The organism is Streptomyces sp. NPDC001858 (assembly GCF_053594615.1).
This window is the reverse complement of sequence record NZ_JBSFEV010000008.1, coordinates 98,767-121,700: the sequence shown is the minus strand read 5'-3', so window position 1 is coordinate 121,700 and position 22,934 is coordinate 98,767. Positions and strand designations below refer to the sequence as shown.

The 22,934-nt window shown below is 70.3% G+C and carries 20 protein-coding genes and 1 pseudogene; 13 read left to right on the top strand and 8 right to left on the bottom strand.

Annotated features, from left to right (window positions below):
* Positions 1-74 precede the first annotated feature (74 nt).
* The 5 genes from ACWCPF_RS14215 (at position 75) to ACWCPF_RS14195 (ending at position 6,524) form a co-directional block, all read left to right on the top strand.
* Positions 75-2,114, top strand: a complete 2,040-nt coding sequence (locus ACWCPF_RS14215) for a bifunctional aldolase/short-chain dehydrogenase (RefSeq protein ID WP_451045288.1) — start codon at positions 75-77, stop codon at positions 2,112-2,114.
* A 5-nt stretch (positions 2,115-2,119) separates the two neighbouring features.
* Positions 2,120-3,556 carry a rhamnulokinase gene (locus tag ACWCPF_RS14210; RefSeq protein WP_451045287.1) on the top strand — a complete coding sequence of 479 codons (1,437 nt, stop codon included), beginning with the start codon at positions 2,120-2,122 and terminating at the stop codon, positions 3,554-3,556.
* Positions 3,557-3,628: 72 nt separating this feature from the next.
* Positions 3,629-4,384 (top strand): (Fe-S)-binding protein, encoded by a 756-nt coding sequence (locus ACWCPF_RS14205; protein ID WP_451045286.1) that lies wholly within the window; start codon positions 3,629-3,631, stop codon positions 4,382-4,384.
* Positions 4,381-5,868 carry a LutB/LldF family L-lactate oxidation iron-sulfur protein gene (locus ACWCPF_RS14200; RefSeq protein ID WP_451045285.1) on the top strand — a complete coding sequence of 496 codons (1,488 nt, stop codon included), beginning with the start codon at positions 4,381-4,383 and terminating at the stop codon, positions 5,866-5,868. Before ACWCPF_RS14205 ends, ACWCPF_RS14200 begins: the two co-directional genes overlap by 4 nt.
* Positions 5,865-6,524: a LutC/YkgG family protein gene (locus ACWCPF_RS14195; RefSeq protein ID WP_451045284.1), complete on the top strand. Its 660-nt coding sequence runs from the start codon at positions 5,865-5,867 to the stop codon at positions 6,522-6,524. The genes ACWCPF_RS14200 and ACWCPF_RS14195 overlap by 4 nt, the downstream gene beginning before the upstream one ends.
* On the opposite strand, the gene ACWCPF_RS14190 is transcribed toward ACWCPF_RS14195, so the two are convergent.
* Positions 6,515-7,087, bottom strand: coding sequence for a hypothetical protein (locus tag ACWCPF_RS14190; RefSeq protein ID WP_451045283.1), 573 nt, complete (start codon positions 7,085-7,087; stop codon positions 6,515-6,517). The two genes, ACWCPF_RS14195 and ACWCPF_RS14190, sit on opposite strands and share 10 nt — an antisense overlap.
* A gap of 180 nt (positions 7,088-7,267) precedes the next feature.
* Between ACWCPF_RS14190 and ACWCPF_RS14185 the strand changes: the two genes are divergently transcribed.
* Both ACWCPF_RS14185 and ACWCPF_RS14180 read left to right on the top strand, forming a co-directional pair.
* Positions 7,268-8,125, top strand: a complete 858-nt coding sequence (locus tag ACWCPF_RS14185) for an AAA family ATPase (protein ID WP_451045282.1) — start codon at positions 7,268-7,270, stop codon at positions 8,123-8,125.
* Complete coding sequence (locus tag ACWCPF_RS14180) at positions 8,122-9,474, top strand: VWA domain-containing protein (RefSeq protein WP_451045281.1); 1,353 nt, start codon at positions 8,122-8,124, stop codon at positions 9,472-9,474. Before ACWCPF_RS14185 ends, ACWCPF_RS14180 begins: the two co-directional genes overlap by 4 nt.
* 20 nt (positions 9,475-9,494) lie before the next feature.
* Here the strand turns inward: ACWCPF_RS14180 and ACWCPF_RS14175 are convergent, their stop codons facing one another.
* From ACWCPF_RS14175 to ACWCPF_RS14165, 3 genes are all read right to left on the bottom strand, one after another.
* Positions 9,495-9,851, bottom strand: coding sequence for a cupin domain-containing protein (locus ACWCPF_RS14175; RefSeq protein WP_451045280.1), 357 nt, complete (start codon positions 9,849-9,851; stop codon positions 9,495-9,497).
* 141 nt (positions 9,852-9,992) lie between these two features.
* Positions 9,993-10,973: a threo-3-hydroxy-L-aspartate ammonia-lyase gene (locus ACWCPF_RS14170; RefSeq protein ID WP_451045279.1), complete on the bottom strand. Its 981-nt coding sequence runs from the start codon at positions 10,971-10,973 to the stop codon at positions 9,993-9,995.
* On the bottom strand, positions 10,970-11,707 hold the full coding sequence (locus ACWCPF_RS14165; RefSeq protein ID WP_451045278.1) for a helix-turn-helix transcriptional regulator: 738 nt from the start codon (positions 11,705-11,707) through the stop codon (positions 10,970-10,972). Before ACWCPF_RS14165 ends, ACWCPF_RS14170 begins: the two co-directional genes overlap by 4 nt.
* A gap of 171 nt (positions 11,708-11,878) precedes the next feature.
* On the opposite strand from ACWCPF_RS14165, the gene ACWCPF_RS14160 reads away from it, so the two are divergent.
* A complete protein-coding gene (locus ACWCPF_RS14160; RefSeq protein WP_451045277.1) occupies positions 11,879-12,697 on the top strand; it encodes an SAM-dependent methyltransferase in 819 nt (272 codons plus the stop codon).
* A gap of 22 nt (positions 12,698-12,719) precedes the next feature.
* Here the strand turns inward: ACWCPF_RS14160 and ACWCPF_RS14155 are convergent, their stop codons facing one another.
* Positions 12,720-13,634, bottom strand: coding sequence for a helix-turn-helix domain-containing protein (locus ACWCPF_RS14155; protein WP_451045276.1), 915 nt, complete (start codon positions 13,632-13,634; stop codon positions 12,720-12,722).
* 151 nt (positions 13,635-13,785) lie between these two features.
* Positions 13,786-14,016, bottom strand: coding sequence for a DUF397 domain-containing protein (locus ACWCPF_RS14150; RefSeq protein WP_451045275.1), 231 nt, complete (start codon positions 14,014-14,016; stop codon positions 13,786-13,788).
* 129 nt (positions 14,017-14,145) lie between these two features.
* On the opposite strand from ACWCPF_RS14150, the gene ACWCPF_RS14145 reads away from it, so the two are divergent.
* From ACWCPF_RS14145 to ACWCPF_RS14135, 3 genes are all read left to right on the top strand, one after another.
* Positions 14,146-14,607, top strand: a complete 462-nt coding sequence (locus tag ACWCPF_RS14145; RefSeq protein WP_451045274.1) for an ATP-binding protein — start codon at positions 14,146-14,148, stop codon at positions 14,605-14,607.
* 67 nt (positions 14,608-14,674) lie between these two features.
* Entirely contained in the window at positions 14,675-15,118 is a 444-nt protein-coding gene (locus ACWCPF_RS14140; RefSeq protein ID WP_451045273.1) for a hypothetical protein, read from the top strand.
* A gap of 35 nt (positions 15,119-15,153) precedes the next feature.
* Positions 15,154-16,119 carry a pirin family protein gene (locus ACWCPF_RS14135; RefSeq protein ID WP_451045272.1) on the top strand — a complete coding sequence of 322 codons (966 nt, stop codon included), beginning with the start codon at positions 15,154-15,156 and terminating at the stop codon, positions 16,117-16,119.
* Positions 16,120-16,503: 384 nt separating this feature from the next.
* On the opposite strand, the gene ACWCPF_RS14130 is transcribed toward ACWCPF_RS14135, so the two are convergent.
* Positions 16,504-17,067, bottom strand: a complete 564-nt coding sequence (locus ACWCPF_RS14130) for a hypothetical protein (RefSeq protein ID WP_451045271.1) — start codon at positions 17,065-17,067, stop codon at positions 16,504-16,506.
* 444 nt (positions 17,068-17,511) lie between these two features.
* On the opposite strand from ACWCPF_RS14130, the pseudogene ACWCPF_RS14125 reads away from it, so the two are divergent.
* Positions 17,512-17,833 (top strand): annotated as a pseudogene (locus tag ACWCPF_RS14125) (IS630 family transposase); the annotation flags it as partial.
* Between the two features lie 285 nt (positions 17,834-18,118).
* Positions 18,119-21,820 (top strand): KAP family P-loop NTPase fold protein, encoded by a 3,702-nt coding sequence (locus tag ACWCPF_RS14120; protein ID WP_451045270.1) that lies wholly within the window; start codon positions 18,119-18,121, stop codon positions 21,818-21,820.
* 361 nt (positions 21,821-22,181) lie between these two features.
* Here the strand turns inward: ACWCPF_RS14120 and ACWCPF_RS14115 are convergent, their stop codons facing one another.
* Positions 22,182-22,928: a hypothetical protein gene (locus ACWCPF_RS14115; RefSeq protein ID WP_451045269.1), complete on the bottom strand. Its 747-nt coding sequence runs from the start codon at positions 22,926-22,928 to the stop codon at positions 22,182-22,184.
* Positions 22,929-22,934 lie beyond the last annotated feature (6 nt).

The window sequence follows — 22,934 nt, the reverse complement described above, 5'->3', positions numbered from 1 at the left end:
ATGTGGCTGGTCGCGCAGTTCCCCGCGCCCCTAGGGAATGCACTCATCCTCTTTCAAGTAAGGACCCCAAGTTCATGGCACCGCACCCCGAAGCCGCTGCTCTCCTGGCCCGGTCGCACCGGCTGGGCGCTGATCCGCGGAACACCAACTACGCCGGCGGGAATACCTCCGCCAAGGGCGTCGACACCGACCCTGTGACGGGTGGGGGCGTCGAGCTGATGTGGGTGAAGGGGTCCGGGGGGGACCTCGGGACGCTCACCGAGGCGGGGCTCGCCGCGTTGCGGCTGGACCGGCTGCGGGCGCTCGTCGACGTCTACCCGGGGGTCGAGCGCGAGGACGAGATGGTCGCCGCGTTCGACTACTGCCTGCACGGCAAGGGCGGGGCGGCGCCGTCCATCGACACCGCGATGCACGGGCTCGTGGACGCCGCGCATGTGGATCATCTGCACCCGGACTCCGGGATCGCGCTCGCCTGCGCGGCCGACGGGGAGAAGCTGACCGCCGAGTGTTTCGGGGACACCGTGGTGTGGGTGCCCTGGCGGCGGCCCGGGTTCCAGCTGGGTCTCGACATCGCCGCCGTGAAGGCCGCCAACCCGCAGGCCGTCGGGTGTGTGCTCGGCGGGCACGGGATCACCGCATGGGGCGCCACCTCCGAGGAGTGCGAGCGCAACTCGCTGCACATCATCCGCACGGCGGAGGCTTTCCTGGCGGAGAAGGGCCGGGCCGAGCCGTTCGGGGCGGTCCTCGCCGGGTACGAGGCGCTGCCCGAGGGCGAGCGGCGGGAGCGGGCCGCCGCGCTCGCGCCGTATGTGCGGGCGATCGCCTCGCAGGACCGGCCGCAGGTCGGGCACTTCGACGACTCGGAGGCCGTCCTCGACTTCCTGGCGCGGACCGAGCATCCGCGGCTCGCCGCGCTCGGCACCTCGTGCCCCGACCACTTCCTGCGGACCAAGGTCCGGCCGCTGGTGCTGGACCTGCCGCCCGGCGCCCCGGTGGCGGACGCGGTCGCGCGGCTGAAGGAGCTGCACGCCGAGTACCGCGAGGAGTACGCCGCCTACTACCGGCGGCACGCCGACGCCGACTCCCCCGCCATGCGGGGCGCCGACCCGGCGATCGTGCTGGTGCCGGGCGTGGGCATGTTCTCCTTCGGCAAGGACAAGCAGACCGCCCGGGTCGCGGGTGAGTTCTATGTCAACGCCGTCAATGTGATGCGCGGGGCCGAGGCGGTGTCGACGTACGCGCCGATCGAGGAGTCGGAGAAGTTCCGCATCGAGTACTGGGCGCTGGAGGAGGCCAAGCTTCAGCGGATGCCGAAGCCGAAGCCGCTCGCCACCCGGGTGGCGCTGGTGACGGGGGCCGGGAGCGGGATCGGCAAGGCGATCGCGGGCCGGCTGGTCGCGGAGGGCGCGTGTGTCGTCGTCGCCGATCTGAACGGCGAGAACGCCGCCGCCGTCGCGCAGGAGCTCGGCGGGGCCGACAAGGCGGTGGCCGTCACGGTCGACGTGACGTCCGAGGAGCAGATCCGGCAGGCGTTCCAGGCCGCCGCGCTCGCGTTCGGCGGGGTCGACCTCGTCGTCAACAACGCCGGGATCTCCATCTCCAAGCCGCTGCTGGAGACGTCCGCGAAGGACTGGGATCTGCAGCACGACATCATGGCCCGCGGGTCGTTCCTCGTCTCGCGGGAGGCGGCGCGGGTGATGATCGCGCAGGAGCTGGGCGGCGACATCGTCTACATCGCATCGAAGAACGCGGTCTTCGCCGGCCCCAACAACATCGCCTACTCCGCCACCAAGGCCGACCAGGCCCATCAAGTGCGGCTGCTGGCAGCCGAGTTGGGCGAGCACGGGATTCGCGTCAACGGCGTCAACCCCGATGGCGTGGTGCGCGGGTCCGGGATCTTCGCGGGCGGCTGGGGCGCGCAGCGGGCGGCGGTGTACGGGGTCGAGGAGGCGAAGCTCGGCGAGTTCTACGCGCAGCGGACCATCCTCAAGCGGGAGGTGCTGCCCGAGCATGTCGCGAACGCCGTCTTCGCCCTCACCGGCGGGGAGTTGACCCACACCACAGGTCTGCACATCCCGGTCGACGCCGGCGTCGCGGCTGCCTTCCTGCGGTGACGGGCGTGAAGTCGTACGCCGCCGTCGACCTCGGCGCGTCCAGCGGGCGCGTCATGGTCGGCCGCGTCGGCCCGGACTCGCTGGAGCTGACCGAGGCACACCGGTTCGCGAACCGTCCCGTGAGGGTGCCGGAGGGGCTGCGGTGGGATGTGCTGGCCCTGTACGCGGGGGTACTGGACGGGCTGCGGGCGGCCGGCCCGGTGGACTCCGTCGGCATCGACAGCTGGGCCGTGGACTACGGCCTGCTGGACGCCGACGGGGCCCTGCTCGGCAACCCGGTGCACTACCGGGACGCCCGCACCGAGGGTGTCGCGGAGAAGGTGTGGGGCACGGTTCCGGCGGCCGAGCTGTACGCGGCCACGGGACTGCAGTACGCGCCGTTCAACACCCTGTACCAGTTGACGGCCGCCGCCTCCTCGGCCCAACTCGCGCAGGCCCGGCGGCTGTTGCTCATCCCCGATCTGCTCGCGTACTGGCTGACGGGCGAGCAGGGCACGGAGCTGACCAACGCCTCGACGACCCAGCTGATCGATCCCCGCACCCGCGACTGGTCCTACGACGTCGCCGCCCGGCTCGGCATCGACCTCGGCCTGTTCGCCCCGCTGCGGCAGCCCGGCGATCCGGCGGGGCTGCTGCGGCCGGAGGTGCTGGAGCAGACCGGGCTGAGCGGTCCGGTGCCGGTGACGACCGTCGGCTCGCACGACACCGCGTCCGCGGTGGCCGCCGTCCCCGCCACCGGCGAGCGGTTCGCCTACATCTGCACCGGCACCTGGTCGCTGGCCGGGCTGGAGCTGACGTCGCCCGTGCTCACCGAGGACAGCCGCGCCGCCAACTTCACCAACGAGCTGGGGCTGGACGGCACGGTCCGCTACCTGCGCAACATCATGGGGCTGTGGCTGCTCCAGGAGTGCGTCCGGGCCTGGGGGGACCCGGAGCTGGGCGGGCTGCTGCGGGAGGCGGCCGCCGTGCCCGCGCTGCGGTCGGTGGTGGACGCCGGGGACGCCGCGTTCCTGGCGCCCGGGCGGATGCCGGAGCGGATCGCCGAGGCGTGCCGCGCCTCCGGGCAGCCGGTGCCCGAGACGCCCGGCGAGGTCACGCGCTGCATCCTCGACTCGCTCGCGCTGGCGCACCGCAGGGCGATCGAGGACGCCCAGCGGCTCGCCGGCCATCCCGTGGACGTGGTGCACATCGTCGGCGGCGGCACCCGCAACGCGCTGCTGTGCCAGCTCACCGCCGACGCCTGCGGGCTGCCCGTGGTGGCCGGGCCGACGGAGGCGGCCGCGCTCGGCAATGTGCTCGTCCAGGCCCGGACGCACGGCCTGGTCGGCGACCGCGCCGACATCCGGCGGCTGCTCGCCCGTACCCAGCCGCTGACGCGCTACGAGCCGCAGGGCGGCACCGGGCGATGGCGTGAGGCTCAGGCCCGGCTCACCGCGCGGTGAGCCGGGGTCTCCCCCGGGGCCTTGGACCGGACTACCCTGCACTCATCCGATGATCTACCGCTAGGAGCCGCGATGCGTGTCGCACTGTTCCTGACCTGTGTCAACGACACGCTCTATCCAAACACCGGCCGCGCCGTGGTGAAACTGCTGACCAGGCTGGGGGTCGAGGTCGATTTCCCGATGGCCCAGACCTGCTGCGGGCAGGCCCACTACAACACCGGCTACCGCCATGAGGCCGAGCCGCTCGCCCGGCATTTCTCCGATGTCTTCGGCGAGTACGAGGCGATCGTGACGCCGTCGGGGTCGTGCGGGGCGATGGTGCGGGAGCTGTATCCGCGGATGGGCGAGCGGGCCCGCGCCGAGGGCCGCGGTGACACCCTGGCCGCCACGTTGGCGCCGGTGGTGCCGAAGACGTACGAGCTCACCGAGTTCCTGGTGGACGTGCTCGGGGTGACGGACGTCGGCGCGTACTACCCGCACACGGTGACCTACCACCCGACCTGCCACGGGCTGCGGAGCCTGGGCCTCGGGGAGCGGCCCCGGCGGCTGCTCCAGGCGGTCAAGGGGCTGGAGCTGGTGGAGCTGCCCGGCGCCGACGAGTGCTGCGGCTTCGGCGGGACGTTCGCGCTGAAGAACGCCGACGTCTCGGCGGCGATGGGCGCCGACAAGGTGCGCAACGCGCAGTCGACCGGCGCCGAGGTGCTGTGCGCGGCGGACAACTCCTGTCTGATGCACATCGGCGGGACCATGACCCGGCTGAGGACGGACATGCGGCCGGTGCACATCGCGGAGATCCTGGCGAGCACGGAAGGGGATGCGGCCCTGTGAGCGGGACGTTCGTCGGGATGCCGGCGTTTCCGCAGGCGGCGCGCGAGGCGGTCGGCAACGCGACCCTGCGCGGCAATCTGCGGCACGCCACCCACACCATCCGCGCCAAGCGCGCGAAGGCGGTCGCCGAGGTCTCCGACTGGGCGGAGCTGCGGGAGGCCGGCAAGCGGATCAAGGACCACACGCTCCGTCATCTCGACCGGTATCTGGTCCAGTTGGAGGAGTCGGTCGTGGCGGCGGGCGGCACGGTCCACTGGGCCGCCGACGCGGCCGAGGCCAACGACATCGTGACCCAACTCGTCAAGATGACCGGCGAGTCGGAGGTCGTCAAGGTCAAGTCCATGGCCACGCAGGAGATCGGGCTCAACGAGGCCCTGCTCGAAGCGGGCATCCGCGCCTACGAGACCGATCTCGCCGAGCTGATCGTGCAGTTGGGCGACGACCGCCCGTCGCACATCCTCGTCCCGGCCATCCACCGCAACCGGGGCGAGATCCGGGACATCTTCCGCCAGGAGATGAGCGAGTGGGGCCGGCCGGCCCCGGAGGGCCTCACCGACACGCCCGCCGAACTCGCCGAGGCGGCGCGCCTGCATCTGCGCGAGAAGTTCCTGCGGGCCAAGGTCGGCGTCTCCGGCGCGAACTTCATGGTCGCCGAGACCGGCACGCTGGTGGTCGTGGAGTCCGAGGGCAACGGGCGGATGTGCCTCACCCTGCCCGAGACGCTGATCTCGGTCGTCGGCATCGAGAAGATCGTGCCGACCTGGCGGGACCTGGAGGTCTTCCTGCAGACGCTCCCCCGCTCCTCGACGGCGGAGCGCATGAACCCGTACACGTCGACCTGGACCGGCACGACGGACGGCGACGGACCGCAGACCTTCCATCTGGTGCTGCTGGACAACGGCCGCACCGACACCCTCGCCGACGAGGTCGGCCGCCAGGCCCTGCGCTGCATCCGCTGCTCGGCCTGTCTGAACGTCTGCCCGGTGTACGAGCGGGCCGGCGGACATGCCTACGGCTCGGTCTACCCGGGCCCGATCGGCGCGATCCTCAGCCCGCAGCTGCGGGGCACCGCCAGCGAGATCGACGCCTCGCTGCCGTACGCCTCCTCGCTGTGCGGGGCCTGCTACGAGGTCTGCCCGGTCGCCATCGACATCCCCGAGGTGCTGGTGCATCTGCGGGAGCGGATCGTCGAGGGCGGGCCGGTGACGCGGGAGGGCAACAAGACGGTCCTCAAGCCGGCCAAGGGGCATGCCGCCGAGCGGGCGGCGATGCGCGCGGCCCGCTGGGCCTTCTCCCACCCCGGCGCGCTGCGCACCGGCCAACGGCTGGCCTCCCGCACCCGCCGCCTGCACCCCCGGACGCTGCCCGGCCCCGGCCGGGCGTGGAGCGGCACCCGGGATCTGCCGGCCGTGCCCGCGGAGCCGTTCCGCGACTGGTGGCAGCGGACGAACGGCGGCACGGACGAGAAGGGGGCGGCGAAGTGAGCAGCAGGGAACGGATCCTGGGCCGGGTGCGGCGCGCGCTGGCCGACGTGGGGCCGGACGACCCGCCGTACGCGGACGCCGTCGCGCGCGACTATCTGCGCGAGCACGGCGAGCGGAGCGTCGAGGAGACGGTGGAGCTTCTGGCGGAGAACCTGGCGGACTACCGGGCGATCGTGCACCGCACCGACGGCGAGCGACTGCCACACCTGGTCGGGCGGTTGCTCGCCGAGCGCGGCGCACGTCAGGTGCTGGCGCCGCCGGGACTGCCGCCGCGGTGGCTGTCAGCGGTCGACGCGCCCCGGGTGGACGACCGCGCGGACAGCACCGCCGACGAGCTGGACGAGGTGGCGAGCGTGGTCACCGGCTGCGCCCTCGCCATCGCCGAGACCGGCACGATCGTGCTCGACGGCGGCCCGGACCAGGGCCGTCGCCGGATCACCCTGATCCCCGACCACCACATCTGTGTCGTCCGGGTCCCCGACCAGGTCGTCTCCTCGGTGCCCCAGGCTCTCGAACGCCTGGACCCGAGGCGCCCGTTGACCTGGATCTCCGGGCCTTCGGCGACCAGCGACATCGAGCTGGACCGGGTGGAGGGGGTGCACGGTCCGCGCACCCTGGAGGTGATCCTGGTGGCGTCGGCCGAGACTCAGGAGTAGGTCATCGCACAGCCGTGCCGCAGGGAGTACTGGGCGGCCCGCAGGTACACCGCGGTGTAGAACGCCGCGGCCAGGTCGTCGGCCCAGGGGCCGGGCCGGGCCGCGGCGGCCTGCTCCCCTTCGCCCTCCAGGAACCACAGGGTGAGTTCGAGGTTGCCGAAGGTCGCCGGTATCAGGTCCAGCGGCAGGGCGAGCGCTTCGGCGAGCCGCTCGGCGAGGGCGAGGACGTACGGCGCTCCGACGACCACCGTCTCGTCCACGTACGCGGAACCGAAGGGCAGCTCGATGCTCTCCGCCAGCGCGAACGGGACCAGGAGCGTCCAGCCGAGGAGGGTCCGGTGCTCCTCGGGGGTGAGCCGCGCCCGGCACAGCGCGTCGAAGCCGTCCATCGACGGGCTCATCTTCTCCTCGAACCAGCCCTTGGCCTCGGGCCGGCCCGCTTCGTACGGCGGCAGCCCGCGCCGCGCCAGCTCCTCGTTCAGTGCCGAGGCGACGTCTGCGCGGCCGTCCTCCCCGGGCGCCGACCAGTCTTCCGCGCTCACGCTCACCAGATACACACCCATGATCGCAACGTACCGCGCGCCACTGACAACGGCTCCGACCGCTGATGACAAAGCCGGTGAACAAGCGCTTAGATAGTGAGCGGATCAAGCCCAGCCCAGCACAGTCCAGCACAGCAGAGCTCAGCACAGCAGAGCTCAGCTCGGCTCAGCACAGCTCGCGCCGTTCGCCCGGAGGTCTTGTTGTTCACGTCCGTCGACGATGTCTCCGCCCGACTCGCCGAGAGCGGCTATCTGGCCTCCCCCGCCGTCGCCACCACCGTCTTCCTCGCCGACCGGCTCGGCAAGCCGCTGCTGGTGGAGGGCCCGGCCGGGGTCGGCAAGACGGAACTCGCCAAGGCCGTCGCGCGGGTGGCGGACGCCCGGCTGGTGCGGCTGCAGTGCTACGAGGGCGTCGACGAGTCCCGGGCGCTGTACGAGTGGAACCACGCCAAGCAGCTGCTGCGCATCAGCGCGGGCCGCGACGAGACATGGGACGAGACCCGCACCGACATCTTCAGCGAGGAGTTCCTCCTCCCGCGCCCGCTGCTGACCGCCATCCGCGGCGACGAGCCGACCGTGCTGCTGATCGACGAGACCGACAAGGCCGACGTCGAGGTGGAGGGACTGCTCCTCGAAGTGCTCAGCGACTTCCAGGTCACCGTCCCCGAGCTGGGCACGATCACCGCGACCCGCCGCCCCTTCGTCGTCCTCACCTCGAACGCGAGCCGTGAGCTGTCGGAGGCGCTGCGCCGCCGCTGTCTGTTCCTGCACATCGGGTTCCCGGAGGAGGAGCTGGAGCGGCGGATAGTCCGGCTGAAGGTGCCCGGCATCGAGGCGGCGCTGGCCGAGTCGGTGGTCCGGGTGGTCGGCGCGCTGCGGGCGATGGACCTGCGCAAGGCGCCTTCCGTCGCCGAGACGATCGACTGGGCGCGCACCCTGCTCGCGCTCGGCGCCACCGCCCTCGACGAGAGGATCGTCCGGGACAGTCTGGGCGTGATCCTCAAGCACCAGGACGACATCCTCAAGGCCGGCGCCAAGCTCGACCTGGACGCCGGGTGAGCGCCGAGGCCGCCGACCGGCTGGTCGGCTTCGTCGCCGCGCTGCGCGCGCACGGCCTGCGCGTCGGCACCGGCGAGACGGTGGACGCCGCCGAGGCCGCGGCGGCGCTGGGGTTCGCGGACCGCGGGCGGCTGCGGGAGGGGCTGGCCGCGACGCTGCTGCACTCGACGGACCAACGGCGGGTGTTCGACACCGTCTTCGACCTGTACTTCCCGCGCGCGGTCGGCGCGCCGCTGGGCGAGCCCGGCGACCGGGACGAGCTGCGCGACCGGCTGGCCGCCGCGCTCGCCGCGGGCGACGAGGCGATGCTGGCCCGGCTGGCGGTCGAGGCCGTCGACGGGCTGGGCGGATACGGGAGTTCACCGGGCGCGGACGGCTGGTCGTCGTACCAGACCCTGGAACGGCTACGCCCGCAGACGCTGTTGGCGCGGGTCCGGGACGAACTCCGCGCCGGGGGCGGCGCCGCCGGGTTCACCGACCGGCTGCTGGAGGACGAGATCCGGCGGCGGATCGAGGTCTTCCGGGCGCTGACGGCCGAGGAGGCGCGGCGCCGGGTGGCGGAGCGCCGGGGGCGCGACGAGATCGCCCGGCGCGCGGTGGCGCCGACCGCCGACCGGGTCGACTTCCTGTATGCCGGGCAGGACCGGTTGGCCGAACTGCGGCGCATGGTACAGCCGTTGGCCCGCAAGCTGGCGACCCGGATGGCCGCGCGCCGCCGCCGGGCCGCCCGGGGCACCATCGATCTGCGGCGCACGCTGCGCGGCTCGCTGTCGACGGGCGGGGTGCCGATGCGGCCCGTGCTGCGCCGCCGGCGTCCGGTCCGCCCCGAACTGGTGCTGCTGTGCGATGTGTCGGGCTCGGTGTCGGGGTTCTCCGACTTCACGATGCTGTTGGTGCAGGCGCTGCACGACCAGTTCGCCAAGGTGCGGGTGTTCGCCTTCGTCAACCGGATCGACGAGGTGACGGGACTGCTGGAACACGGCGCGGCCGACCCGGAGGGCCTCGGCGCCCGGATCCGGGCCGAGGCGAAGCTGACGGGCTATCACGGCAGCAGCGACTACGGCGTGGCCCTGGGCGAGTTCGCCGGGCGGTACGGCGCCGCGGTCGGCCCGCGCACCACGCTGTTCGTGCTGGGCGATGCCCGGACGAACATGAGCGACCCGAACCTGTCGGCGGTGCGGCAGCTCTCCCGACAGGCCCGTCATGTCCACTGGTTGAACCCGGAGCCGCGTCCGCAGTGGGGCACGGGCGACTCGGCGGCGCCCGAGTACGCCGAGCTGGTCGCGATGCACGAGTGCCGCAACGCTCACCAACTCGGCGTGCTGGTAGGAAAGTTGCTGCCGGTCTGAGCCTGCATCGACCGCCTGCCCTACGCCTTGGCGTATTCCTTCGCCATCCCGCCGGCGAAGTCGTAGACCACGCACTGCTCGTCGCCCACGACCCAGGCGTCATGTCCGGGCGAAACCACGAAGACGTCGCCGGGGCCCAGTTCGGACTCGCCGCCGTCGTCCATCCTGACGTGCATGCGTCCCTGGATGACATAGCCGTTGTGGTGGACCTCGCAGCTCGTGGTGCCCGCGATCGGCGCGACCGACTCCGACCAGCGCCAGCCGGGCTCGAACGTCGCCACGGCGAAGTCGAGTCCGCTCATGTGGACGGCTTCGAGGTGTCCCCGGGGAAAGTCCCGCCGCTCGTCCGGCTTGTCGAGCGTCTTCACTTCCAGCATGACGCTCCTCCCTTCCGGCCGCACTTCACCGCGGCCGGGGGCCCGGTCCCCCGGCGGCCCTGTACCTCACCGGTGGAGGCCGCACCCCGCATCTCCATCGTCCGCCCGGTCGACGGGGGCCGCCAATCGGGGTCCGGCAGCTCAGCCGGCGTCGCCGCACAGCTCGGCGAAGCGGGCGGTGTCGATGTTGCCGCCCGAGACGATCACGCCGACCCGCCGGGGCGGGCCGTCGAGCCGACCGGCCAGCAGAGCGGCGAGCGGAGTGGCCCCGCTCGGCTCCACGACGATCTTCAGGCGTTCGAAGGCGAACCGCATGGCCGCGCGGATCTCGTCGTCGGAGACCAGGACGATCTCGTCGACGAGTCGCCGGTTGACCGAGAAGGTCAGCTCGCCGGGTGTGTGCAGGGCCTGACCGTCGGCGATGGTGCGCGGCACCGGGATCTCGATCCGCCGGCCCGCCTCCAGCGACCGCTTGGTGTCGTCCCCGGCCTCCGGTTCGACGCCGACCACGCGGATGCCGGGCCGTAGTCCCTTGACCGCGGTGGCGCTGCCGGCGATCAGCCCGCCGCCGCCGACCGGCGTCAGCAGGGCGTCCAACTCCCCGGCTTCCTCCAGGAGTTCGAGTGCGGCGGTGCCCTGGCCGGCCATGACGTGCGGGTGCTCGTAGGGCGGGATCACGGTCAGTCCGCGCTCGGCCGCGAGGGCCTCGGTGATCGCCACCCGGTCGCCGGTGTAGCGGTCGTAGGTCACGATCTCGGCGCCGTAGCCTTCCGTCGCCGCACGCTTGGAGCGGGGCGCGTCCTCGGGCATGACGATCACCGCGGTGGCGCCGAGTTCCCGCGCGGCCAGGGCGACGGCCTGGGCGTGGTTGCCGGAGGAGTAGGCGGCAATGCCCCGGGCGAGCTGCGCGGGGGTCAGCCGGGAGGCCGCGTTGTAGGCGCCGCGGAACTTGAAGGCGCCGACGCGCTGGAAGTTCTCGCACTTCAGGAGCACCTCGGCGCCGACGATCCGGTCGAGGGTACGGGAGCGGAGCACGGGGGTGCGGTGGGCGACGCCCTTGAGCCGGGCGGCCGCGTCGCGCACGTCGTCCAGGGTGATCGGCAGCGCGGGTGTGGTCGTCACGGGTGGGCCCCCTGGTGGGTGTCGTCGGTGCCGTCGGCTGTGGTGCCGTTCGTCGTCGTGCCGTTTTCCGTCGTGCCGGCTGTGGCTGTGGCTCTGGCCTGGGAAAGGTAGCTGTAGGCGGAGGCGCGGGAGATGCCGAGCCGGGCGGCGACCTGCTCGATGGCGCGGCGCACGGCGAACACCCCGCGTTCGTCCAGGCTCCGGAAGAGCGCCAGGCGCCGTGAGCGGTCGAGGCCGGCCCAGGTCTGGTCCTGGCGCAGCAGCTGGGTGTCGAGCAGGGCGTCGACGACGGAGTCGATGTCGTCGTCGAAGGTGGTCACGGGTGCGTCGGCCCGTGCTCCCGCCGTCCCCGCGAGTGCGGCCAGCAGTCCCTGCACCCGGTCCACCTCGCCCACGTCCACGTTGACGCACAGAGCGCCGAACACGGCGTCCGTGGAGTCGCGCAGCAGCATCGTGGACGACTTCACCAGCTTTCCGGCACCGGTGCGCAGGACGTAGTTCAGCTCGTCGACGGCGGCTTCGCCGCGGGCGAGGGCCCGCATGCCGATCTCGCTCATCGCCCCGCCGACCGTCCGCCCGGTCACCGCTCCGGCGACGGCGACGACGGATCCCTCCGGCCGCCGGTAGTCGTGCAGCACCACCTCGCACACCGGCCCGAAGGTCGCCGCGATGCCGCCGACGACGGGGGTGAGCGCCCGCAGGATCGCATCCCGCTCGGATTCCTGGGATTCCATGACTTCATTAGACCATACGTCCAGCTGCTGGACCAGCAGTCCAGAACAAGGGGGCGCATTGACGCCTTCAGGGGAACCGGCGATCAAGGGGTGGTGTCGCCAATTGCCGTTTCCCTAGGATGGGTTGTCGGCCGAGCCGGTCCGAGGCACGGCAGGGAACTGGGGGAAGAGATGCAGCCTGGCAAACCGCTGTCCACGTCGATCGACGCCGGGGTCCCGACAGCCGCGCGCATGTACGACCACTATCTCGGCGGCAAGGACAACTATGCGGCCGACCGCGCCGCCTGCGAGGAACTCGACAAGGTCGTCCCGAGCACGCGCGTCCTCGCGCTGAACAACCGGCGCTTCCTGCAGCGGGTCGTGAGGACCCTCGCTCAGGAGCACGGGATCCGGCAGTTCCTCGACCACGGCTCCGGCCTGCCCACCCAGGACAACGTGCACCAGGTCGCCCAGCGCATCGACCCGAGCACGCACGTCGTCTACGTCGACAACGACCCGATGGTGCTGGTGCACGGCCGGGCGCTGCTGGAGCAGGACGAGCGGACCACCGTCATCCACGCCGACATGCGCGAAACGGACGCCATCTTCGAGCACGAGGACACCCGGCGCCTCATCGACTTCTCGCAGCCGGTGGCCGTGCTGTTCAACTCGGTCTTCCACTGCATCCCCGACAGCGACACCGACGGCCCGCAGGCCGTGGTCCGCCGGGTGTCCGAACGCCTGGCCCCCGGCAGCTGTCTGGTGATGTGTCAGCTGGTCAGCGAGGACCCCGCGGTCCGCGAGTTCGTCACCGACTTCATGGACAAGGCCACTCAGGGCCACTGGGGCCGGGTCCGCCAGGAGAAGGACGTCGCCGCGCTGTTCGAGGGCGCCGAGATCCTCGACCCGGGTCTGGTGGAGGTCTCCACCTGGCGCCCCGACACCGAGGTGGCGCCCCGCCAACTCACCCAGGAGTGGATCGAGTTCGGCGGCGTGGGTCTGCTGGGTTGAATACCGGACGGGCAGTCTGCCGTCAGGCGTAGCGCTGCCGGGCGACCGTCTCCAACAGGGCGACGGAGTCACGTGGGTTGAGGGCCTCGTCGGCGAGCCGGTCGAGTGCGACCCGATACTCCTCCGTCTCGTCCCGGTCCTCCAGGAAAGTGGCGCTCCTGATCTGCTCCAGATAGACGACGTCGGGCAGATCGGAGCCGCCGAAGCGCAGATAGGTGACCGGTATGGCCGGCGCCGAGGCGTGCGTGACGTCCAACGGGACCACCTGGACGGTGACATGGGGCAGCGCGGCCAGCTCCACGAGGTGGGCGAGCTGCTCGCGCATCACCTCACGGCTGCCCAGCACCCGCAGCAGCACCGACTCGTCGAGGATCGCCCAGACCCGCGGCGCGTCGGCTCGCCGCAGCAACTCGGTGCGCCTGGTGCGCAGTTCGACCCGGCGCTCTACCTCCCGCGGCGTCGCCGTGGGCAGTCCGCGCTCCACGACGGCGCGCGCGTACGCGGCGGTCTGCAACAGGCCCGGCACGTACTGGATCTCGAAGGTACGGATCGCGGTGGCCGCCTCCTGGAGACCGACCAGCCGGTCGAACCATTCGGGCATCAGCCGTTTGTCGTAGCGCTGCCACCAGCCCGGCTCACCCGCCTGCCGCAGCAACCGCAGCAGCACGGAGGCCTCGTGGTCGTCGGTCTCGTACAGCGTCAGCAGCGCGCGGACGTCCGCCTCGACGGGTGGCCTGCGGCCCTTGCCCGCCTCGATGCGCGACAGCTTCGCCGCGCTGAACCCGATGGCACGCGCCGCCTGGTCCTGGGAGAGGCCGAAGTCCTCCCGGATACCCGCCAGCTGAACTCCGACCAGCATTTTCAGCAAGGTCGGGGCGGGCTCCGCGCGGTTCAGATACGGTTCGAGGCGGGAGACGCGAGGCGACTCGAAAGACATCCTGACTCCCCGTGGACCGGCAGACGACAGACGGCAGTATCGCATCCGTAGCCCTCCGGCCGCACGCGGCAAGGCGATCGAGCTCCCGGCGGACGCCCGTAGGATCCCTCTCGGATCTTCACGCGCCCTCTTCACAACCCTCACGCGACCTTCACACGAGGTGGTCGAAATCCCCGTCCTTCGCCCCGGCCACGAACGCGGCCATCTCGGCCGGCGTGTACACCAGCGCCGGCCCGTCGGGGTCACGGGAGTTACGCAGCGCGACGCCTCCCCCGTCCAGGGCCGCGACCTCCACACAGTTGCCCTCGGCGTTGCTGTGACTGCTCTTGATCCAGCGGACGCCCAGCGAGCTCGCCCGCACTCCGTTCGACACTGAAGGCACCGCACCCTCCTTGCTCGTACGCGCAATTTCCCGTGAAATTGCACGGGGACACCGTCAGCGTGGATACTATCCATGTCGTCAACCGCACTTCCGGCGCCCCGTCCTGACGTCGCCTCAGGGAGCTGCCCCGTGTCATCACCTGCGCAGATCCGGAGCCACCAGTCCGCTTCGGTGCACGACTCGCCCAGAACGGCCGTGCTGCACCTCACCGGCAGCCGGGAGGGATTCACCCGGGCACGGGACTTCACCCACCGCACGCTCGACTGCTGGTCCCTGGGCCACTGCGGCGACGACGCGGTCGTCGTCGTCACCGAACTGGCCGCCAACGCGGTCCTGCACGCACTCCCGCATCCGTCGGTGGACGAGCTCCACGCACGGCTCAGACTCACGCTGCGCCGCTCGCACCTGGTGTGCGCCGTCACCGACCCCAGCGACAGCCTGCCCGTCTACCCGCACCACGCGGACGACCTGCTGGAACACGGCCGCGGACTCCAGATCGTCGAGGCCCTCTCGGAGCACTGGGGCTGGACCCGCCGCTCCCCCGTGGGCAAGACCGTCTGGGCCATGCTGCCGATCCACCGCCGACCCTGATCCCCCACACCTGATATCTGAGATGACAGCCACGAAGAGAACCGCACCGTTAGCAGCCCTGGGACACGTGCCGTGGCCCGAGATCAAGGACTCCACCGGATCCGCCGCGGCCATCCCCTCCCTGCTCACCACGGTCGCCCGCGGCGACGCCGACAGCGCCGGCTCGGCGCTCGGCCAACTGCGCCGACGCATCTGCCAGTTCGGCTTCATCGTCGACGAGGCGACGGCGGCGACGGTGCCCTTCCTCTGGGAGCTCGTGCGGCGCCCCGAGGTGACCTGTCGCCCGCAGATACTGCGGCTGCTCAAGAGCATCGCCGACACCCGGCAGTGGGAGACCACCGCCGTCGCCTACCCCAAGCTGCTGAGCCATCCCCACAACTACGTGGGCTGGGAACGGGCGGCCCGCGACGCCGTCCACGCCCAGCGCGACGTACTGCCCCAGTTGCTGGCCGAGCGGGACACCGAGATCGTGCGGGCCACGACCGAACTCGTGGCGACACTCACCCGCTGAAGCGCGCCCCCGCACCGGGGCGCTAGGTTGACCGCATGAGCAACCTTGACCGCGCCCCCGTGCCCAGCGTGTGCGGCGGCCGTGGGTTCGTCGTCGCCGAACCCGTCCGCGAGCTGCTGAGCCCCCGGCATGTGAAGCTCGGCGAGTCGACCGAGGTACGCCGACTGCTGCCGAACCTCGGCCGGCGGATGATCGGCGCCTGGGCCTTCGTCGACCACTACGGCCCCGACGACATCGCCGACGAACCCGGCATGCAGGTCCCGCCGCATCCGCACATGGGCCTGCAGACCGTCAGCTGGCTGCACGAGGGCGAGGTGCTGCACCGCGACTCGACCGGCAGCCTGCAGACCATCCGGCCCAGGGAGCTGGGGCTGATGACCTCGGGGCGGGCGATCAGCCACTCCGAGGAGAGCCCCAAGGCGCACGCCCGGTACCTGCACGGCGCCCAGCTCTGGGTCGCGCTGCCGGACGCCCACCGGCACACCGACCCGCATTTCGAGCACCACGCCGAACTGCCCACGGTCACCGCCCCCGGCCTCACCGCCACGGTGATCCTCGGCGACCTCGACGGCGCGACCTCGCCCGGCACGGCGTACACCCCCATCGTGGGCGCCGACCTGACGCTCGCCCGCGGCGCGGACCTGCGGCTGCCGCTGCTGACCGACTTCGAGTACGGCGTGCTGTCGATGTCCGGCGAGGTCGAGGTGGACGGCGTCCCCGTCCTCCCCGGCTCGATGCTCTACCTCGGCTGCGGCCGCACCGAACTGCCCCTGCGAGCCGAGTCCGACGCGTCGGTGATGCTGCTCGGCGGCGAGCCGTTCGACGAGGAGCTGATCATGTTCTGGAACTTCGTCGGCCGGTCCCAAGATGAGATCGTACAGGCTCGCGAAGACTGGATGAAGGGCGACCGTTTCGGCGAGGTACAGGGCTACGACGGCGCCCCCCTCCCCGCACCGGAACTGCCGCCGGTCCCGCTGAAGCCGCGTGGAAGGGTACGCTGACCTGGGAAAAGTCTAGGCTCCGGGCCGGAGGGTTCGGGACCACATCAGGGCCCGTCCTACTGCAGTGATCTCTGAGGACGCGCGTACCTGGATGAAACCGCTCAGGTGCCTCCGAGCGTGTCCGCGTCTCCAGGATGCGGGCATCTGCGTGCAGCTTTGGCAGGACGAATGCTGACTCAATGCTGACTTCTCTGACGGTTCGTCAGGAGGATGGCGAAGGGATCGGCCCGCAACCACGAGCCCGTATCCGGGCCGATCGACTGCATGGCGCTATCGGCTGATGCTGTCCTGGGGAGTGACCAACTCCCCAGGAACAGTCACCCCGGTCTCAGCAGTCGCGTGATGGTGGGAACCCAACAGTTTCCGACGCTGCGGGACGAACGGTCATCCCCGATGCCCCACGCATCCGGTGCGGTGATTCAGGGTCGTGACCCTCGGACGCGGGGGCGGCGCTGCGGCCGACAGCGTGGCGTGGGCGCGGTGGATGCATTCGGTGACGGCCGGCTTGTCCAGGCAGCCGCCGACGTTGTGGGGGCGCGGGGTGCCGTTGTTCACTCGGACGTCGGTGACCCGTTCGGCCGGGTCGGTGAGCCCCTTGCCGCGGGGCACCACGTCCAACAGGGCGTAGAGATTCGTCCACCGAACGCCCGTCGGCACGGTGAGCGGGCCGTCGGTCGTGTGGACCCCCTTGCGGACGGCCAGCCATCGCAGCGCTGAGCCGGAGGTCACCAGCGTGGTCACCTGCGGACTGCCGTCCGCCTTCGCGGGAACCTCGTCCCGGCTGAGCATGTCGTAGAAGCTCACGCTGCCCAGTGAATGGGCGATGACCATGGTCGCGCCGGTGTCCGTCTGGGCTTGCCGTACGGTCGCGCGCACGGTGGCGGCCGTATCGGGCTCGCGCGGGTAGGTATGGGCCTCACGGACGATCCACAGCAGCTGGCCGGTCACGCCTTTGCCTTCCACCCGGTCCACCACCTGGGCGCGCCGCTGGATACATCGGGTGAGGACGTTCGCCGAGGGTTCGCCCCGAGACGGATGCCGACCCGTTTTCAGTCTCCTGTGCCACGGCCTCCGGCGCGTAGGCGGCCAGGGCGTCCAGGGCGTCCAGGACGAAGGCTCCTCCTCCTCGCCGACCGGCTTCTCGTCCGCGTCGCCCGGGCAAAGGCGCACAAAGCGACTGAGGGTCTTCGGGAAGCCGCCCCGGTAGGCGGGGACCGTCACACCGGCAAGGGACGCGGAGGCGAGGCACGACCGCCACTCCTCACTCAACTCCTGTGCCGTCGCACCGGAATCCTGCCGGATTCCGTGCACCCCACGATGCGCAGTACACCCAATATGGTTCACTCCCGGCTGTCGGCCCTTCCCGCTCCGGCACGCTGGTAGCCCGGAAGCATGCGGTATCCGGACGGGGGCGGGCTGATCTCCGAGCAGCGCAAGCGCCGTGAAGAAGTACGGGGCGTCCGGCGGGCGGGGAGGCTTGCGTTCCCCGGGGCCCCCGGGCTACGACTGCCGGCTCGGCCCTGACCTGCAGGCCGAGCTCGCCGTCTGGGTGGAAGAAGGGCCGTCCGCACATGGGTGAAAGGACGACCAGATGTGAACCGCCGCAAGGGTGCGCACGCTGATCGGGCGGAAGTTCCACCTCTCCTATAGCTTTTCCCCTGGGCCCCGGCTGCACCGCATGGACGGCAGCGAGCAGACGCCCGCCCGGTCCGCCGAGACTCTGCTGTGCAGGCGGCTCAAAGCACTGCAGTACCAACACAGCACCCCCGGCGTCTTCCTTGCCGGGATAGGACTCGCCCGCGACAGACCCGGCTGCCCCTCAAACGCCGAAGCCAGTACGCGAACAGAAGACATCTCCTGTGAGACCCGGCAGCCGCCGTGAGCGCTGAAACGTCCCGATGTCAGTGGTGCCGTTTATCGTACTCATCAGGCGAAGCTGCGGAACAAACCGTGGGCTTCAGGGCGACGCGGGCGCCGACAGTCCGAAAGCGGGCAACACGTGACACAGAGAAGCAGCAGCCGACTGGAGTCGGACGACCTCATCCAGGACCGTGAAGTCGACAACGCCCAGGGTGACCGGCTGGCTCACAGTCACATCGCCGACCAGCTCCATGATGTGGTGCTGTCGGTCCCCACCCCGACCAACATCGCCGTGTGGGGACCCTGGGGCTCCGGCAAGTCGGGCGTTGCCAATCTCCTCCAGAGTCGGCTGGCGAAGCAACGGGACGTGAGCTTCGTACGGTTCGACGCCTTCAAGTACGCCGAAAACCCGCTGCGCAGGAACTTCATCATCGCGGTCGCCACCGCCCTCGGCATCAAGGACCAACGCTTTCACGACGAGTTGTACAACGGGCGAGTCGCCGTGAAGCTTCAGTTCGAGCACGGTGCGGTATGGCGCCTGCTGAAGACCTTCGGCCAGATGTTCGCCACCGTTGTCGCCTTCTTCGCCTTCGCCATGGCGCTTCTGGCCTGGGTACGCGGAGGCGCCTTCCGACCCGGGTTCGCCGACGTGGCATCCGACGCTCTGAAGGCGGGCATCGCGCCTGCGGCGCTGCTGACCTCTCTGGCCGTCCTGGTGTCACGCACGCTCACGCGCGAGCACAAGACAGAAGCCGCCGACAGCGACGAGCAGTTCGAGAAACTCTTCGCCGACCTCGTCACACATGCCGGCACGAAGCGCTTGGTCGTATTCGTGGACGAACTGGACCGCTGCATTCCCTCCGACGTCGTAGCGACCCTCAACGCTCTGCGCACGTTTCTGGGCGTTAACGGTTGCGTCTTCGTCGTGGCGGCCGACCAGCAGGTCCTGGAGGAGGCACTCACCCGCGCCCTGGAACAGGCCACGCCCGCCGACGTCCTCAACCCGTACTACAGCAGTGGAAGCGGCTACTTGGACAAGGTGTTCCAGTACCAGATCAGTCTCCCGCCTCTGTTGGTGCCCAAGGTGACCCGCTTCGCCGCTGAACTGGTACGCGAGCGGGGCGGTGTGTGGGCGACGTTGGACGTCAACCTCACGGTGAGTGTCCTCGTGCCCTCGCATATCCGCAGCCCTCGCCGGGTGAAGACACTGCTCAACACGTTCGTGCTGACGTACCGGCTGGCTCAGCGACGCGCCGCGGAAGGGCTGCTGGAGACCAATCCGGCGACGCGGGCACAGGAGATCGCCAAACTGGCCTGCCTGCGGGTGGAGTTCCCCCTGTTCGCGAGGGATCTACTGCTCGACCCCCGGCTGTGCGAGTACGTACTGGCACTGGACGCCAATCCCGAGGCCGAACTGGGGACCCGTGTACGGCCAGAAGTCAGGGAAGCCGCCGGCCGGTACGCGAACCTCGAAGCTGCCGTCGACCAGCACCTCAGCGAGCCCGAGGACCCCGACGAGGACGAAGGCGAGGAGGAGAAGGCTGCCGACGTCCGAAAGAGCCACGGCCAGCAGCTCGTGGCCTACCTCAAGCGGACACGGAAGGTACCGGGCCCGGGCCGTGACCTGATCTTCATGGAGACCAGCGGCAGCGTCTTCGGGCTGCCGGCCTCGCTGGCCGAGGCGCTGGAGCAGCAGGCCCAGAACGCGGAGTTGGACGCGGTGGTGGCGTCGGTCAATGAGCTGCCCCCTGGCGAGCGCCCGGCCGCGCTGGCCCTGTTGACTCAGCAGGCCCGAGACGCCATCGGCCTGGAAGAGGAGAACGTCGCACACGCCGTGCTGGCTGTCTGCGGCAACACCGACATTCCGTTGGACGGCACGGCGGACACAGCGGTCGAGATCCTCACACCGATCCTGACGAATTCCGCGCACGAGCTGCCTGTAGAAGTGCTGGCCGGATGCTGGCGACTGGCGCTGGCCAGCGATCGTCCGGCAACACTTGAGATGCGCGCGATCGTCCTACGACACCGTGCGCTCAGACAAAGCCCCTCCACGGCCGCCATGGTGGTGCGCCATGTCGAACAGGCTCTCGCCGCGGCTCCAGTCCTCGTGCAACAGATTGTGTCTCAGCATCTGCTGCTGGCCGAGGAAGAGGACATGGCGGACATGCTCGCCGAACTGCCTGCTCCGGAAGCCGCAGCGCTGATGACGCACATCGGCGCCTATGCCACGAAGGAGCTGCGGGCACTGATCGAGAAGCGCCAGGAATGGGTCGCAGGGCAAGGCAGCCCGGAGGCCGCTGCGGCGAACCCTCCACAGCAGGAACCGAGATCCCCGGACGAGGCGTTGCAGAGGCTGGAGGAGCTCCTGGAGCATTGGTGCAAGACGTGCCCCAAAGCAGCACACGTCGTGGTGGGACTGCTGCTGGCGTTGGACAGCAGTCAGGGCCGGGACATCGTGGAGCAACACGCGACAGCGATCCCCACCGTACGGGAAACGCCTTTGGCGCAGGCCGTGCTGTCGGGCGCCGGCCGCCGTGTCACCACCAGTTGGCCGGCGTGGCTGGACCTGCTGGATCCCCGGTCGTCCATCGACGACATGGCCGACGAGTTCGACAGCCTGCTGAAGAAACTGTGGGTGCTGACCAGCAAGCCTGACGACGCTCTGGCACCCACCGTGGTCGGTCGCGTCGCGGGCAGTTTCATGCGGCTCTTCGACCATCGGCCCCCGGATGAGTATCCGCACGTCACTCCTTTCGTTCTGCGATCGCTCTCCCGGCCATCGACCGATGAGGAGGCCACCGAGCAGATGCGGCTGCTCGGGGCACTTCTCCCGCTGGAGAACAGCGGCCTGCTGAGACGTACGGCATTTGTCCACCACCAGACGGAAGTGCTCACCGAAGTGCTCACCGACGGGGACAGCCTCGTCGTCGCGCAGGGCAGCACGCTCCTGACATACATCGAGTCGGTCTTGATCGACTGCCTGCGTGATCTGGACTCCCCCGTGACGGCCCCGCTGCCTCCCGAGAAGGCCCGCGCACTGGTGGGTGCACTCGACGATGCCGGCTGGCTCCCAGGACGTGAGCACACTCGTCTGCGGATCCAGGCGCACCAGCTGCTGATGACCGGCGGAGTCGACAGGGACGGTCTTGAAGCACTGCCGTCGGCCGCGGCCATGGCCGAACATGCCCGTAGCCACTCGAGCTCTGCCGGTGGGACTCTGGCCGCGTGGATCGCGCTGGAAGAGCCTTCGGTATCTGACCTGCTCGCTGCCCTGTCGTCAAGCCTGCGGCACCCGTCCGCGCTTCAGACCGACACGGTGCTGCTTCAGGCAGTGGCCTCACGGCTGGCGACTCTGCCCCCGCAGGAACAGGCCGGCTTCTGGAAGGACCTGCTGGGAGGCCCCAGCATCCACCTGCCGGAACAGACCCTGACGGCGGCCGGATGGCCGTTGCTCCCGGACGCCCTCGCCGCCGAGCTGCTGGTAGACAGATACGCCCACACGTCCAAAAATCCCGATCGCCGTGCCGTACTTGTCTTGTGGAAGGCCGCGAACATCACGCAGCTGACGGCCCGTCACGACCTAGTCCAGGCAATCCTCCTCCATATGCTCGACGCCAACCAGGGGGCCGCCGACCTCGCCCTGTCCTATCTGCCGCAGCTGATGGAATCCGTCCCCAAGGGAATGAAGAAGAACGTGCGCACGGCCGTCGAAGCCAGCGGCAAGAAGTGGAGCGGCCTCGCGCAGAGGGGCGTCAAGGCGCTCAAGGGCGTCGGCTACTCCACCGAGCGCACGGGCCTGTTGAAGCTGAGCGAACGCATCAGCCGCAGCAACGACGACTGAGGCATCGGCGGGTACTGGCCGGGCGGGCTTCGGTCGCCCGCCCGACACATCCCACAAGCAACCGGGTCCCCAGTGCGACGTCACCACGCGACAACTCCGGTTCAGGGCCTGCCCTGAGGACCGTGAGGTCCTGATGGATATCGGTGCTGTTCGCCGGCTTCGACTTCGCCGTCAGAGTCCACCCGATGGCCATGGAGCAGGTACGGAACCTCGTCAGGGTGCCCGCGCACCTGTGCGCGGCGCCACGCGGCGTCGAAGCCGAGCGGGGTCCGACTGTGGAACATCAACCGGCAGGCTTGCCAGCTCGTGTGGGGGGACAGCAGAAGGCGGAGAAGGATCAGGCGGGTCTCCCTGCCCGGCCTCACGCGGGCCGCTCCCGTTCGGTCCCGCCCTTTTCCGCAGGAAGCTGCTCCGCAAGCTCCTTCTCTCCGTACTCCAGGAACAGCAGACGCAGGGTGTGCAGGAGGTCGTTGCCGTCCTGAGCTGTCAGGTTGCCCAGGAAGGTGTGCAGCAGTTGAGCGACGACCACCCACTTCGCCTCGGGATGCCACTGCTGGACGTCCCGGACGATCTGGTCGGCGTCGACACCCGGGGGCAGGAAGCCGTGGTGTGCGGTCTGTTCCAGCATCAGGTAGAGCCGTGCCGTGGCCGGGGTGCGGAGAATCTCGTCCTGCATGAACCGGATCCGTGCCGTTGTCTGGCGGCGTGCGAGCTCCGCCAGCGTCTCTTCTCGGCGCAGCTGGGCCATGCGTTCGGCGCTGGTTCGGGTGTGTTCGTCGACGTGTAAGGAGACGCGCGCTTGCAGGATCTCGATGCCCTCGATGAGTCGCGGGAGGCGGCTTCTCAATTCATGGTTGATGTCCTGTTCCGTGGCCTCGGCCCGCAGGACGCTGCGGTCTGCGGCAAGTCTCTCCGCTATGCCTCGTACCGCCCGTCCGACGTCCTCGTAGGCAGTCGTTGTGCACGGCTCACTTTCGTGCCGCCGCCATTCGATGCGGATGACGGCGTTGAACGCGAGGCCGTGTTCGTCGCTGTCGAGGACATCCCGGAACTCCCGGATCCAGGCAGCCTGGGTGGCGTCCATACCGTTGGAGGGGTTTTTGCGCATCAGCGG

Excerpts from the sequence above, each read along its gene's own strand:
- ACWCPF_RS14215 (WP_451045288.1), top strand. The coding sequence starts at position 75 with ATGGCACCGCACCCCGAAGCCGCTGCTCTCCTGGCCCGGTCGCACCGG.
- ACWCPF_RS14205 (WP_451045286.1), top strand. The coding sequence starts at position 3,629 with ATGCGTGTCGCACTGTTCCTGACCTGTGTCAACGACACGCTCTATCCA.
- ACWCPF_RS14190 (WP_451045283.1), bottom strand. The coding sequence starts at position 7,087 with ATGGGTGTGTATCTGGTGAGCGTGAGCGCGGAAGACTGGTCGGCGCCC.
- ACWCPF_RS14175 (WP_451045280.1), bottom strand. The coding sequence starts at position 9,851 with ATGCTGGAAGTGAAGACGCTCGACAAGCCGGACGAGCGGCGGGACTTT.
- ACWCPF_RS14165 (WP_451045278.1), bottom strand. The coding sequence starts at position 11,707 with ATGGAATCCCAGGAATCCGAGCGGGATGCGATCCTGCGGGCGCTCACC.
- ACWCPF_RS14160 (WP_451045277.1), top strand. The coding sequence starts at position 11,879 with ATGCAGCCTGGCAAACCGCTGTCCACGTCGATCGACGCCGGGGTCCCG.
- ACWCPF_RS14155 (WP_451045276.1), bottom strand. The coding sequence starts at position 13,634 with ATGTCTTTCGAGTCGCCTCGCGTCTCCCGCCTCGAACCGTATCTGAAC.
- ACWCPF_RS14135 (WP_451045272.1), top strand. The coding sequence starts at position 15,154 with ATGAGCAACCTTGACCGCGCCCCCGTGCCCAGCGTGTGCGGCGGCCGT.
- ACWCPF_RS14115 (WP_451045269.1), bottom strand. The coding sequence starts at position 22,928 with ATGCGCAAAAACCCCTCCAACGGTATGGACGCCACCCAGGCTGCCTGG.